The sequence below is a fragment of the Sphingomonas sp. genome (genome assembly GCF_024508665.1).
GTDB lineage: Bacteria > Pseudomonadota > Alphaproteobacteria > Sphingomonadales > Sphingomonadaceae > Sphingomonas.
Genome location: NZ_JANINP010000006.1, coordinates 1046048 through 1059809, shown reverse-complemented (window position 1 = coordinate 1059809; position 13762 = coordinate 1046048). Strand labels below are relative to the sequence as shown.

Annotated in this window: 13 protein-coding genes; 6 read left to right on the top strand and 7 right to left on the bottom strand. The window is 65.4% G+C overall.

Translation table 11 applies throughout. The annotated features are described in order from the left end of the window. Positions 1-29: 29 nt before the first annotated feature. Positions 30-554: a CAP family protein gene (locus tag Q0L25_RS13880; RefSeq protein WP_296615189.1), complete on the bottom strand. Its 525-nt coding sequence runs from the start codon at positions 552-554 to the stop codon at positions 30-32. Between the two features lie 49 nt (positions 555-603). Further along, positions 604-1164 (bottom strand): CAP domain-containing protein, encoded by a 561-nt coding sequence (locus Q0L25_RS13875; protein ID WP_296615187.1) that lies wholly within the window; start codon positions 1162-1164, stop codon positions 604-606. 27 nt (positions 1165-1191) lie between these two features. On the opposite strand from Q0L25_RS13875, the gene hemW reads away from it, so the two are divergent. Beyond that, entirely contained in the window at positions 1192-2346 is a 1155-nt protein-coding gene (gene hemW / locus Q0L25_RS13870; RefSeq protein ID WP_296615185.1) for a radical SAM family heme chaperone HemW, read from the top strand. A gap of 39 nt (positions 2347-2385) precedes the next feature. Here hemW and Q0L25_RS13865 read toward each other — a convergent pair whose 3' ends face one another. Continuing rightward, positions 2386-3576 carry a penicillin-binding protein activator gene (locus Q0L25_RS13865; RefSeq protein ID WP_296615183.1) on the bottom strand — a complete coding sequence of 397 codons (1191 nt, stop codon included), beginning with the start codon at positions 3574-3576 and terminating at the stop codon, positions 2386-2388. Positions 3577-3588: 12 nt separating this feature from the next. Here Q0L25_RS13865 and rsmI point away from each other — a divergent pair, with 12 nt between their 5' ends. From rsmI to Q0L25_RS13845, 4 genes are all read left to right on the top strand, one after another. Beyond that, positions 3589-4422 (top strand): 16S rRNA (cytidine(1402)-2'-O)-methyltransferase, encoded by an 834-nt coding sequence (rsmI, locus tag Q0L25_RS13860; RefSeq protein WP_296615182.1) that lies wholly within the window; start codon positions 3589-3591, stop codon positions 4420-4422. A 100-nt stretch (positions 4423-4522) separates the two neighbouring features. Beyond that, on the top strand, positions 4523-4894 hold the full coding sequence (locus Q0L25_RS13855; protein ID WP_296615709.1) for a YraN family protein: 372 nt from the start codon (positions 4523-4525) through the stop codon (positions 4892-4894). Between the two features lie 114 nt (positions 4895-5008). Continuing rightward, the gene (gshB, locus tag Q0L25_RS13850; RefSeq protein WP_296615180.1) at positions 5009-5965 is read left to right on the top strand and encodes a glutathione synthase; all 957 of its coding nucleotides are present in this window, start codon (positions 5009-5011) and stop codon (positions 5963-5965) included. Next, positions 5962-6561, top strand: coding sequence for a DedA family protein (locus Q0L25_RS13845; RefSeq protein ID WP_296615178.1), 600 nt, complete (start codon positions 5962-5964; stop codon positions 6559-6561). Before gshB ends, Q0L25_RS13845 begins: the two co-directional genes overlap by 4 nt. A 41-nt stretch (positions 6562-6602) precedes the next feature. On the opposite strand, the gene Q0L25_RS13840 is transcribed toward Q0L25_RS13845, so the two are convergent. Genes Q0L25_RS13840 through Q0L25_RS13825 form a run of 4 tightly spaced genes read right to left on the bottom strand, consistent with a single transcriptional unit; the run spans position 6603 to position 11362 of the window. Continuing rightward, positions 6603-7487: a tyrosine recombinase XerC gene (locus tag Q0L25_RS13840; protein ID WP_296615176.1), complete on the bottom strand. Its 885-nt coding sequence runs from the start codon at positions 7485-7487 to the stop codon at positions 6603-6605. Beyond that, a complete protein-coding gene (locus tag Q0L25_RS13835; RefSeq protein WP_296615175.1) occupies positions 7484-7927 on the bottom strand; it encodes a hypothetical protein in 444 nt (147 codons plus the stop codon). Before Q0L25_RS13835 ends, Q0L25_RS13840 begins: the two co-directional genes overlap by 4 nt. Positions 7928-7946: 19 nt before the next feature. Then, positions 7947-8729, bottom strand: a complete 783-nt coding sequence (locus Q0L25_RS13830) for a hypothetical protein (RefSeq protein ID WP_296615173.1) — start codon at positions 8727-8729, stop codon at positions 7947-7949. Then, the gene (locus tag Q0L25_RS13825) at positions 8729-11362 is read right to left on the bottom strand and encodes a TonB-dependent receptor (RefSeq protein ID WP_296615172.1); all 2634 of its coding nucleotides are present in this window, start codon (positions 11360-11362) and stop codon (positions 8729-8731) included. The genes Q0L25_RS13830 and Q0L25_RS13825 overlap by 1 nt, the downstream gene beginning before the upstream one ends. A 184-nt stretch (positions 11363-11546) precedes the next feature. Between Q0L25_RS13825 and Q0L25_RS13820 the strand changes: the two genes are divergently transcribed. After that, positions 11547-13715 carry a primosomal protein N' gene (locus Q0L25_RS13820; protein ID WP_296615170.1) on the top strand — a complete coding sequence of 723 codons (2169 nt, stop codon included), beginning with the start codon at positions 11547-11549 and terminating at the stop codon, positions 13713-13715. The last annotated feature ends 47 nt before the right edge of the window (positions 13716-13762 follow it).

Below are 13762 nucleotides of genomic sequence, written 5' to 3'. Positions count from 1 at the left end.
CCCCTCCTTCCCAGGGAGCGGAGTTCGGCTTACCGCGGGCTTTCCCCGTAGAAATTGCCCGGCTCGGAATAGCGGCAGACAAGGTAATCGTCCTCGCCATTATTCGCGAGCGCGCAGCCGACGCGGCGGGTCGAGCGCCAGATGATCTGGGTATAATGCCCGACATCGTCCCAATTCCCGGTGGTCGACAGATTGGGCATCACGCCGTCGCGATAGAACTTCTTCTCGTCGACCCACATGCCGACCATTTGCTGATAGCTGTAGGCATCCTGGGTGCCCATGAAGAGGTTCTCGCCCTCTCCATCCGGGTCGTTGCCGCGATCATTGTCCGAATAATAGAAGCTACTGGTTCCCGCCAGATGGTCGGCCCATTGCTGGGCATCGACCGCGAGATTGTCATCCCAGGCAAGGTCCGGAACGCCCGCCACCCGGCGCGCTTCGTTCTGGCTGTCGAGCATCGCGCGAATGAATGCGGCGCCGCCGGGACGCGGCATTGGTGCGTTCGCGGTCAGCGGCAGCAACGCGATCGCGGCGATAAAACGATAGCGGATCATCCTCGCGCATATCGCGCGTGTGGCGTTAACGGGCGCTCGGCGAGAAGCCTTAAAGCGCCTTCAACCCTATCACGTTGCCCGGCGGAGCGTAGCGGCAGACGAGATAATCGTCGTGATCGTTGCTCGCTATGGCGCAGCCGACCCGCGTTGTCGTGTGCCAGATGATCTGCGTGTAATGCGCTACCGCCTCGCCATTGCCGGTGGTGCTGAAATCGGGCGCCGGCGCGTTCACGAACCACTTCCGCTCGTCGATCCAGTACTGGATCATCTCGGCAAAGGAATAAGCGTCACGCGTGCCGGTGAACAGGTTCTCGCCTTCGCGCCCCGGCCCCATCGGCTGGGGCGCGTGCTGGAAGCGCCGCGTGCGGGCGAGCTCGCGGGCATAGTCCAACGCATGCGCGGCAAGGGCGTCGTCCCAAGCCAGCGGCGCGACGCCGACCGCACGGCGGGTGTCGTTATGCCTGGCGAGCATCACCTGGCGGAGTAACGCGCCGCCGCGCTGCGCGGGCACGGTGCCGGTGCGCGGCTCGACCACGCGCTCAGGCGCGCCCGGCGCACCGCAGCCGGTCAGCACCATCGCCAATAGTGCGATCCCCGCTTTCCTGATCATACGAGCGTCTCCATATGCACGGGTCAGATGTCCGACCCTCTCGCCTTATACGTCCATTGGCCGTTCTGCGTCTCGAAATGTCCCTATTGCGACTTCAACAGCCATGTTCGCGAGAGTGTCGACCAGGAGCTGTGGCGCGACGCGCTGCTCGCCGATCTGGCGCATGAAGCGGCGGCGCTGCCGGAACGGCGGCTGGGATCGATCTTCTTCGGTGGCGGCACGCCCTCGCTGATGCCGCCGGCGACGGTAGCGGCAGTGCTCGACGCCGCCGAGCGCGCCTGGGGGTTCGAGCCGGGCATCGAGATTACGCTGGAAGCCAACCCGTCATCGGTAGAAGCGGCACGGTTCGCCGATCTCGCCGCGGCCGGCGTCAACCGGGTGAGCCTGGGGCTGCAAGCGCTCGACGACGAGACCTTGGCCTTTCTAGGCCGCGCGCACGACGTGACCGAAGGGCTCGCCGCGCTCGACACCGCCCAGCGCGTGTTCGAGCGGGTGAGCTTCGACCTCATCTACGCCCGGCCCGATCAAGGACTGGCCGACTGGCACGCCGAACTCGCCCGCGCGCTATCATTCGGCACCGAGCATCTATCGCTCTATCAGCTGACGATCGAACCCGGCACGCGCTTCCAGACCGAGGCGCTAGCCGGGCGGCTGGTACTGCCAGACGACGACCGCGCCGCCGACCTGTTCGAACTCACGCGCGCGCTGACGGCGAGCGCGGGCATGCCGGCGTACGAGATTTCCAATCATGCGCGTCCCGGAGCGGAGAGCCGCCACAACCTGACCTATTGGCGGTACCAGGATTATGCCGGGATCGGGCCGGGCGCGCATGGTCGGCGTGCCGGCGTTGCGACGCAGAGGCGGCGCAAACCCGAAAATTGGATCGAGGCGGTCTCGCGTAACGGCCACGGCATCGAGCAGGAGGACGCGCTCGCTCCCCGCGAACGCGCAATCGAAGCGATGCTGATGGGCTTGCGGCTGGCCGAGGGAATAAACCTGGATCGCATCGCGACGCTGGGCGGTCAGCCGATCGATGAACTGGCGGACGGACCAGCAATCGAGCGGTTAACCGCGCAGGGATTGCTCGAGCGGACCGGCACACGCTTACGCGCCACCGATGCGGGCATGCCGGTGCTCAACGCCATCCTGGGCGACATCGTTCGCGTCCCCGAGACGACCTGAATCCTCCCCACGCAAAGCGTCGGGAGGATTTATCGTTGCTTAGAACCCGGCCGGCGCGGGCGAGATCGTCACGGTCGTGCCACCACGAATTTCCTGCACCTCGAGCGCGCGTTCGGCGATACCGTCGCGGTTGAACCGGAACGCGCCGTCGATGCCGGCAAAGCCGTCCCTGTCGCGCAGGCGCTCTTCGGGGAAAGGCGCGCCTATCCGCCAGTCGCGCGCAATGCGGATCGTCAGCAGCACCGCGTCATAACCCATGCTCGACAGGCGATAGGGTGCCGCGCCGAACCGCGCGCGGTATTTGACCGCATATTGGCGATAGAGATTGTCGGGGACGCTGGCGAACCAGGCGCCGTTGAGCGCGGGCTTGGCGGCAATCGACGCCTCGGTATTCCAGCGCTCGGTGCCAAGCACACGCGCGCCAGCCTCTCCGTTGCGGCGCAATAGCGGGACGATCCCAGCCGCGGTGGCACCGTCATCGACGACCAGGACCGCGCCGACCGCCCCCGCCTTGCCGAGGCGCAGCGTCGCGCCGGTGATCGACGGATTGCTATGGTCGTAATTCTGCAGCGAGATCACCTGGCCCTTGGCCGATTCGACGGCGCGAAGGAACGCGGTCGAGGCGCGCTGGCCATAGATTCCGTTGGCGACCAGGCCACCATAGGTGGTGATCCCCTGGTCGCGGGCATAATCGACGACGCGCTCGATCGACTGGGCCGGGGAATAGCCCATGAGATAGGCGCCCGAGCCCGCCAGGCTCGAATCGTTCGAGAAACTGATTACCGGCACGCCGGCGCGCCTGGCGATCGGGCTGACCACGCGAACGTCCTCCGCGAGCAACGGCCCGAGGATCACGCGTGCGCCATCATCGATCGCACGCTCTGCCGCCGCGGCAGCACCCGTCGCGGTATCGTAGGTCGTGATCCGCAGCGAAGCGTTGTTGGTGTCCAGCAGCGCGAGCTGAGTCGCGTTGGCGATGCTCTTGCCGACCCCGGCATTGGTGCCGCTCAGCGGGACCAGCAAGGCGACCATATGATGCTCGTTATCGGTCGGCAGGCCCGGGACCACCGGTGGCGCCACCGGTGGCGCGACGACCGCGGGACCGCGTTCCACCGGAGGAGCGCCGCGCGGCACGACGGTCGAACAGGCGCTGAGCACCATCAGCCCGAACAGGAAAACAGCCCGCTTCAGTTGCGTCAGTCGTTGCGGTGCGGTTGCTGCCTCTGCCATGACGATCCCCTGATGTCTGATGTTCTTATGCCCGGTCTCTATATCGTCGCCACCCCGATCGGCAATCTCGGTGACTTGTCGCCGCGCGCCGCGCACGTGCTGTCGAATGCCGCCCTGGTCGCGGTCGAGGATACGCGCGTGACGGCCGGACTGTTCCGGCACATCGGCATAAAGCGGCCGATGATCGCCTACCACGACCATAATGCCGACCGCATCCGCCCTGGGCTCGTCGAACGGATGGGGCGAGAGGCGATCGCGCTGGTGAGCGACGCGGGAACCCCGCTGATCTCCGACCCAGGCTATAAACTGGTCCGCGACGCGCGCGCGGCCGGACATGCGGTCGTCACGATCCCGGGCCCTTGCGCGGCGATCGCGGCGCTGACCCTGGCTGGCCTACCGACCGATCGGTTCCTGTTCATCGGCTTCCTGCCGGCCAAAGCGGGCGCCAAGGCGGAAGCGATTGACGAAGTGGCGGCTATACGGGCGACCTTGGTGCTGTACGAATCGGGACCCCGCCTCGCGGCGACCTTGGCGCTGCTGGCGGAGAAGCTCGGCGACCGCGAAGCAGCGGTGACGCGCGAAATAACCAAGAAATTCGAGGAAGCGGTGACCGGGACCTTGTCGACGCTCGCCACGCGCTATGCCGACGCGCCGCCCAAGGGCGAGATCGTGGTGGTGGTGGCACCGCCGGGCGAAGCGGCACCGGCGAGCATGGAGGATGTGGATAGCGCGCTGGCCGAGGCGTTGACGCGATTGCCTGCAAGCAAGGCGGCGAGCGAAGTGGCCAAGCGGCTGAACCTCGATCGGCGCGAGCTTTATGCGCGGGCGATGGAGATGAAGAAATGACAAGGACGATCAGTAATAGCCCCTCCCCTTCAGGGGAGGGGTTGGGGTGGGGGAGGCTTGGCTGAGCACCGGAAACCCAACCCCACCCCCAACCCCTCCCCTGAAGGAGAGGGGCTTTAAGAGGGATCGCCGCGCCGCCGAAGCCTCGGGCCGGCGTGGCGAGCGGATCGCCGCATGGTGGCTGAGGCTCAAGGGCTGGCGCATCCTCGACAAGCGCGTCCGCACGCCGGCGGGCGAAGTCGATCTCGTCGCGCGCAAGGGCAACCTCATCGCCTTTGTCGAAGTGAAGATGCGCGCGACGTCCGCCGAACTGGATTTCGCGATCGACGAACGGCGGCTCACTCGGGTAGCGGCCGCGGCCGAGGTGCTGATGCAGCGTTATGCCGGGCCGGGCGACGATATCCGCGTCGACGTTATCCTGCTGGCGCCGGGCACCCGGCCTCGCCATATCGAGAATGCGTGGATCGGGTGACATAGCCGGATAACACGCATAGACACCCATCCGTCGTGCCAGCGAAAGCTGGCATCTCAGGCCGCATGAGACCCCAGCTTTCGCTGGGGTGACGGGTAAAAGAGAGAGAATCGCATGACCCTGACCGTCGCCGTCCAGATGGACCCCCTGGAGTCGATCAACATCGCCGGCGATTCGAGCTTCGCGTTGATGCTGACAGCGCAGGCGCGCGGGCACCGGCTGTTCCATTACACTGCCGACGCGCTCAATTATCGCGACGGCCGCCTTTGGGCGAAGGCGCATCCGGTCACTGTCGAACGCGTCGTCGGCAGCCATTTCACGTTCGGCGAGCCGGTGAGCCTGGATCTCGGCGCAGAGGTCGACGTCGTGCTGATGCGCCAGGATCCGCCGTTCGACCTCGGCTATATCACCGCGACGCACCTGCTCGAGCGGATCGCCGACAAGACCCTGGTGGTCAACGACCCGGCCAGCGTCCGCAACGCCCCGGAAAAGGTGTTCGTCCTCGATTTCGCGCGCTTCATGCCGCCGACGCTCGTCACGCGCAGCCTGGAGGAAGCGCGCAAATTCCTCCACGAACATGGCGAAATCGTCGTCAAGCCGATCCATGGCAATGGCGGCAAGGCGGTGTTCAAGGTCGACCGCGCAGGCACCAATCTGTCGGCGCTGATCGAGGTGTTCAACATGACCTGGCGCGAGCCGCACATGCTCCAGGCGTTCCTGCCCGGCGTGACGAGCGGCGACAAGCGCATCGTGCTGGTCGACGGCGAGATTGCGGGCGCGATCAACCGCGTGCCGGGCGAGGGCGAGTTCCGCTCGAACCTGGCCGTCGGCGGGTCGGCGGTAAAAACCGAATTGACCGCCAAAGAGCGCGAGATCTGCGCGGCGCTCGGTCCCGAACTCAAGAAGCGCGGGCTGCTGTTCGTCGGAATCGACGTGATCGGCGGAGAGTGGCTGACCGAGATCAACGTTACCTCTCCCACCGGCATCGTCGCGATTGAGCGGCTCGATGGCGTCGACGTGTCGGCGATGATCTGGAACGCGATCGAGAAGAAGGTTGCGGCAACCGGATGACGGATTGGTTTCTCGATGGCCTCGAACAATGGGGCTATGTCGCGATTTTCCTGTGGATGGCGCTGGAGAATATCATCCCGCCGATCCCGTCCGAGGTCATCATGGGCTTCGCCGGGATCGCGGTCGCGCATGGCAAGCTGACCTTCGTCGGAGTGATGATCGCCGGCACGCTGGGGTCCACCCTGGGCAATTATTTCTGGTACTGGATCGGCCGCAATGTGCCGCTGCAGCGCCTCAAGCCGTTCGTCGACCGCAACGGGCGCTGGCTGACGGTGTGCTGGTCGGACGTAGAGCGGATCGACAATTTCTTTTTCCGCCACGGCCAATGGCTGGTCTTCGCGCTGCGCTTCGCACCGTTCGGCCGGTCGATCGTGTCGCTGCCGGCCGGCATTTCGAAAATGCCGCGCTGGAAGTTCATCGTCTGGACGCTCGCCGGAACGACCATCTGGAACGCGTTCCTGACCGGCGCCGGTTGGTATCTCGGCGCGAACTTCCGCGAGGCGGAGGCGTGGACCGGTCCGGCAGCGATTGTGATCTGCGTGGCGATCGCGGCGTGGTACGCGTGGCGCGTGGTGACGTGGAAACCCAAGGCTTAGACAATTGTCATCCCCACGGAAGCGGGGATGACGGCTAAGGCTCACGCTCGCGGATGCGCGTTCCGGTACACGTCGAGCAGGTGGGCGGCGTCGACCGCGGTGTAGATCTGGGTCGAACTCAGGCTGGCATGGCCGAGCAATTCCTGGAGCTGGCGCAGGTCGGCGCCGCGGCCCAGCAGATGCGTCGCGAAACTATGCCGCAGCGCGTGGGGCGTCGTGCGGTCGGCCAGCCCGAGCCTGATCCGTGCAGCCTGGACGGCTTTCCTGACCACGCCCGCCGATAACGGTCCGCCCTTCGCGCCGCGAAACAGCGGTTCTCCGCGCACCACCGGCCAGGGCGACGCAGCGACATACGCATCGATCGCATCGCGCACCTGGGGCAGCAACGGCACGATCCGCGTCTTGTCGCGCTTGCCGGTAACGGGCATCGCCTCGCCCAAAGGCAGCACAGCGCCGGTCAGCCCGACCGCCTCACCAATACGCAGCCCCGCCCCATAGAGCAGCAGCAGCACTGCCCAATCGCGCGCGGCGATCCAGGATTCGGTGGCGTCCTCGGCAACCTCTTCGGCCAGCGCGATCGCGTCGGCTGGCGAGATCGGTCGCGGCACGCCCTTTTTGACGCGCGGCCCGCGCATCCGCGGCGGGGCCTCGTCCCCTGCCGCCCATTTGAGGAAGGTCTTGATCGCCGACAATTCGCGCGCGGCGGAGGCGTTGCCCAGGCCCTGTCCACGCCGCCGCGCAAGATAGGCGCGCAGGTCCGCCGCCGTCACCCGACCCAGCGCCGCGCGATCCGCTTCCTCGCCCCAATGTTCGCCGAGAAACTGAACCAGGCGGACGGCAGTCGTCTCGTACGCGCGAACGGTATGCGCCGAGCGCCGCCGGTCGCGCGCCAGATGCTGACCGAACTCGAGCGGCAGGGCCGTCATGGCCGCCGCGCCCGTTGCTTGGCGGAAACCGATTTGATCACCAGCCGTCCCTCGCCCGCCGGATCGATAGGCTGTTCGACGCTAGCCGCGGCGGCATCGATCAGCGCGGCGACCGCCGGATCGTCGATCCGGTCACCGATCAACTTGACATGGCGGACCGTGCTCCCTTCGCCTTCGAGCAGGCCTTGGGGATCGGGCAATTTCGGGCCGTTGGACAGGAACAGGCTGACCCAGCGCGGATAGCCGGCAACCGAACAGACGATCGACCGCATCTTGTCGTTCGCGCCGAAGGCGATCGCGAGCGCGTTGTAATTGTCATAGACCAGGATCGTCGCACCGGGCAGCCGCGCCGAGACCATCGCCACCGCGCGCCGGATCGTCGCCGCAATATCGGGCGCGAATTTGTCGATGAAGCCGTCGAGCTGTTCCTGCGGGGTCACCCGCCTGTTCTAGCGCGCGCTAACGCGTCGGAACAGGCGGGACGCGGCTGCCGACGATCTGCCCAGTTCCGCGGCCGATCGACCAGATCAACCGGGGCTCGCGGCGGTCCCAGCCGATCGCCTGACCGCCGGTCGGCATCGCGATCGTGGCGACGAGTTCGAGCATCCCTCCGCCAGGCGGGACGCGCAAGGCGTAGAGTTCAGGGCGATCGTGCCCCGATACATAAAGCAGCCCGTCCCTGCCCCAATCGCCACCCGACGCGCTCTTGGGCGCCATCCGCGCGATCACTTCTACCGGGAACGACCAGCGTCCGGTCTCGCGCCAATGCCGGTCGTAGCGAACCAGCGTGGTGAAGCTGCTGTCGCGCCCGGGCTCGCCGCCCTTGCCGCCGTAATTGGCGAAGCATGCCCAATATTGTCCCTGATGCGGGACGACCCAGGTCAGCGAGCCGTAAGCGCGACCCAAGGATTTCGACCGGACCAGGGTCATCGTCCGTGTGTCGAACCAATGGATCTGGCTCGACATCGGCACGCCGGGATAGTTGGACGCCGCGCACATCAATTCGCGGCCGATCACCGTGCACGAATTGATGTGTTTGAACACCGCCTTGTCGCCATGCCACGCGCCGATCTTGCGCCCTGTGGCGCGATCATATTTGCCGATATCGGCATTGGAGATGGCATAGACCGCGCCGCGATCGGCAGCGGCGCCCTGCGTCGCCTCGACCGCCTCGACGCGCTGCACCGGCTGGGCGACCAGACCGGCTGCGGCGCCCAGCCAGAAGAGAAATGGCAGCAGCATCAGAACTTGACCGACACGCCGCCGTAAAAGGTGCGGCCATAACGTTCGTTCTGGATCAGCCAGTCGGTATTCCCGCCCTGATACTGGCGCGTCGGTTCGTCGGTCAGGTTCTGCGCCTCGAAGAAGATGCGGGCAAATTTGGTCAGCTGGAAGCTCGCCTTGGCGTCGAGACGACGCAGATCGTCATTATATTGGTCGTTATACGCCGGATCGCCGACCGCGATCAGCGCCTTGCCGGTATTGTGATACGCCACAGACGCCTCGAACGGCCCCTTTTGATAAAACAGTTCGGCGCCGTAGAGGTATTTCGACTGGCTAGGGAAACTCGAAGTGCGACCGTTCGGGAGCGTCAGCGTCGAATCGGTCAGCGTGCCATTGATCGAGATGCCGAAGCCCGACAGGAAACCCGGCAGGAACGAGAGTTGCTGCTGATACTGCGCCTCGATGCCGATGATGTCGCCTTTGTCGGCATTGAACGGCTGGCTCACGCCGAACGTCGGATAGGTCACGCCGTTAAACGTATAGTTGGTCAGCAAGGTCGCCTTGCTGAAGATGGGATTCTTGATGACTTTGGCGAACACGCCGACGCTCAACAGGCCGCCCTTGGCGAAATACCATTCGCCGGTCGCGTCGAAATTGTGCGCGACATAGGGTTTCAGGTCGGGGTTGCCGAGCGACATGGATGGCGGCAGATCGATCGTGTTGACCGAGCCGCCCGGCGACAGCAACGAATATTCGGGCCGGCCGATGCTCTTGGTATAGGCCAGGCGGAACACCGTCTTGGGCGACGGATCGATCCGCACGATCAGTGAGGGCAGCCAATCGCCGTACGAGCTGGCGCGACTCGCCGGGATAACCGTCGCATTGTTCTGCAGCTGGAAGCCCAGGATATCGAGGTTGGTGCGTTCGTAGCGCAAGCCCGGCGTCACGGAGATCGCCCCGAACTTTAGGCTCGCCATGATATAGCCGCCCCACACCTTTTCGCTCAGGCTGAAGTCGGCGGCGGTGTTGTTGATCAGCGTGGTCGTGGCATCGAGCGGCATCAACGCGTCGCCGAGATGCTGGTTGGTGAAGGCGTTCAGCGCGGCGATGTCGAACACCGGGCTATTGCGGAAGCATTGATTGGTATCGGCGCTGTTCGGGTAGACGCAGATGCCCGAAGCGCCGAGATTATACTGACCCAGCGTCCAGCGGTTGGCGCTGGTCGAGGCACGGACATAGGTCGGGTTGTTCTGATCGAAATCGCGGTCGCTGTTGCGATATTTTGCACCGAACTTGACGAAGCCGCGGTCGCCCAGGTCCCAGGTACCGTCGATCTTGCCCTGCCAGATTCTCTCGGTGTTGAGCTGATGCGAGTAGGTGTATTGGCGGAATTGCATCTGGTTCGCGGTGCATTCGGTCACCGGTGCCGCGGTGTAGACCTTGTCCGAAAAATCGAAATTGACCGTGCCGGGATTGCAGCGGAACTGCCAGATCGGGAATTGGTCCAGCGTCTCGTTCTTCGAATAAGCCGCCACATAATCGAGCTTGAGCCGGCCGAACTCGCTCGCCCCGCCGGCCATGGTGGTGAACAGCCATTTGGCCTTATAGTCGAGCCGCAAATCCTCGCGCCGCTCGGGACCCGATCCGGTGACCGTGCCGGTTTCGCCGTCGGGGTTGAGCGTGAAGGCGGGACTGTTGATCAGTGCGGCGGTCGCGAAGTCGAGGCGGTAGCGCGGGCGGACCTCGTTCTCGGTGAACTTGGAATAGACGCCGCGGATGTAGAAACTCTGATGCTCGTTGGGGCGCCAGTCGAACGATCCGGTGGCACCGATACGACGGCGGTCGAGCGAATATTCGGTATATTTGATGTTGTCGGGCACTCCGCCGCGCGCGAAATTCTTGCCCTTGAGCGCCGAATTGGGCTTCCAATTGTCGGGATAGAACCCCTCGGAATTGTAGTCGCGGTCCGAATAGCTGATGCCGAGCGCGAGACCGAACTGGTCGTCGGCGCCAAACCGGCCGGCGATCGAGAGATCGCCGGCAATCGGCGCCTTCTTGTTCAATGTCTGATACCCGCCCTTGAAGCTGCCGACGACGTTGAATGCCTTCTTGAAGTCGAACGCGGTCTGAGGAACCAGGTTGATCGTGCCGCCGATCCCCTGCCCGTCCATATCGGCGGTCTTGACCTTGGCCACCTCGACCCGGTTGAGCAGCTGGCCCGACAGGATGTCGAGCGGAAGCGAGCGCGTAGTGCCGTCGGGATTGCCGACCTCCAGCCCATTCAGCGTATAGTGGTTTAGGTTCGACGGCACGCCGCGGATCGCGACGTAGCGACCTTCGCCCTGATCGTAGGTGACGCCGACGCCGGCAAGATGCTCGACCACTTCGGCGACGTTGCGGTCGGGCAAGCGACCGATCTCGTCGGCCGCCGAGACGTCGACCACGCCGATCGCGTTGCGCTTGGCCTCGATCGAGCGGATCTGCTGAGCGCGCTGTCCAGTAACGACGATATCATTTGGCGTGTCGGCGAACGGAGCATCCGACGCCGTTCCCGACGAGGCTGATTTATCGTCGAGCGCCGATTGCGCCTGCGCGTTGGTAGGGGCGCCGATCGCAATGGTGGCGGTGGCGGCGAGCAGGATCGGCTTCACGAATTTTTCCCCCAGAATGGATCGAGTCGTGCCGCCGATGGACTCAATTCGCGTCAGTTGAGGGTCGGTTCGAGGTCCGATCGAGGACTCCCCGATGACAGGTTGATGAAATCGTCACACCGCGGGGCCCCACCGCTCGACCGCGAGGTTTCGCACGCGCATCGGAATCGCCATATGGCGCGTAATGTCCCGCGCTCGCGTCCTCGTCATGAACTCCGCTCTGGGTCCGCTCGACTATCGCGTGCCGCATGGCATGACGGTCGAGCCCGGCTCGCTTGTGGTCGCGCCGCTTGGTCCGCGCCAATTGCTCGGTGTGGTGTGGGAGCCCGAGCGCATGCCGTCGGACGCGGAGGTCGGCGACAATCGGCTGCGCAACCTGATCGACGTATTGCCGGTCCCGCCGCTGACCGACGCGATGCGGCGCCTGATCGAGTGGACGGCGGATTATTATCTCGCGTCGCCTGTGTCGGTGGCGCGGATGGCCTTGCCGTCTTCCTCGGCACTCGAAGGGGCACGCACGGTCACCGAATATCGCCCGACCGGACATGTCCCCGATCGGCTGACGCCACAGCGCGCGCAAGCGTTGGAGCGGATCGGCGACCGCCAGGGTCTGGTCCGCGAGCTGGCAACGATCGCCGACGTATCCGACGGGGTGATCCGCGGGCTGGTCAAGGTGGGCGCGATCGAGCCGGTCGAGGTCGATATCGACAGCCCCTTCCCGCTGCCCGATCCCGATCATGACGTGCCGGTTCTATCCGAGGAGCAGCAGCGCGCCGCCGACGTGCTGACCGGCGATGTCGCCGCGCGCGCTTTCAAGCCGACCCTGCTCGACGGCGTCACCGGATCGGGCAAGACCGAAGTCTATTTCGAGGCGATCGCCGCCGCGATCCGCGCCGGGCGCCAAACGTTGGTGCTACTTCCGGAGATCGCGCTGACCGAGCCGTTCCTGCAGCGTTTCACCGCGCGTTTCGGCTGCGAACCCGTCGCGTGGCATTCGGGGCTGCGCCAGTCGCAGCGGCGGCGCGCCTGGCGGGCGATCGCGACCGGACAGGCGCTGGTCACGGTCGGGGCGCGGTCGGCATTGTTCCTGCCTTATTCCAACCTGGGACTGATCGTCGTCGACGAGGCGCACGAGACCAGCTTCAAGCAGGAAGAGGGCGTGCATTACCATGCACGCGACGTCGCGGTGATGCGCGGCAAGTTCGAGCATATCCCGGTCGTGCTCGCCACCGCCACCCCGGCGATCGAGACACGCCAGCAGGTCGAGATCGGCAATTATGCCGAAGTGAAGCTGCCCGGTCGCTACGGGGCGGCGGAAATGCCGGCGATCGAGGCGATCGACCTGTTGCAGAACCCGCCCGAGCGCGGCCGCTGGATCGCGCCGCCGCTGGTCAACGCGATCGACGAGACGCTGGCGCGCGGCGAACAGGCGTTGATGTTCCTCAACCGTCGCGGCTACGCGCCGCTGACCTTGTGCCGGACATGCGGGCATCGTTTCCAATGCCCCAATTGCACTGCCTGGATGGTCGAGCACCGGCTGGTCCAGCGACTGAGTTGCCACCATTGCGGCCATGTCATGCCGACCCCGCACGCATGCCCGGAATGCAAGGAGGAGGATTCGCTGGTCGCCTGCGGGCCCGGGGTCGAGCGCATCGCCGATGAAGTAGCGGCCTTGTGGCCCGAGGCACGCACAGCGATCGTCACCAGCGACACGATCTGGTCGCCGGCCAAGGCGGCCGAATTCGTCAACCGGATGGAAGCGGGCGAGATCGACATCGTTATCGGCACGCAGCTGGTCACCAAGGGCTATCATTTCCCCAATCTGACCCTGGTCGGTGTGATCGATGCCGATCTTGGACTAGGCGGCGGCGATCTGCGCGCGGCCGAGCGCACGTTCCAGCAGATCATGCAGGTCGCCGGGCGCGCCGGGCGCGGCGAGAAACCCGGCCAAGTCTTCATCCAGACCCATGATCCCAAAGCGCCGGTGATGGAAGCCTTGGTGTCGGGCGACGCCGACGCCTTCACGACCGCCGAGACCGAAGCGCGGCGCGAGGCCGGCGCGCCGCCGTTCGGCCGCTACGCCGCGATCGTCGTGAGTTCGGAGGATCAGTCGGCCGCGCACGACATCGCCAAGCTGGTCGGGCGCACCGCGCCGCGGGTCGAAGGAATGGACGTCTATGGCCCCGCCCCCGCCCCGCTGGCGATGCTGCGCGGACGCCATCGCTATCGCCTGCTGATCCACGCGCGGCGCGGGCTCGACGTCCAGGACGTGATCCGCTCGTGGCTCGGCGGGCTCGATTGGCCGTCCAAGGTCCGCGTCATAGTGGACGTTGATCCCTATAGCTTTGTCTGAAGGGCGCCCTTAGAATTTCTTCCCGTAAAAGGGACGCATTCTTCGGG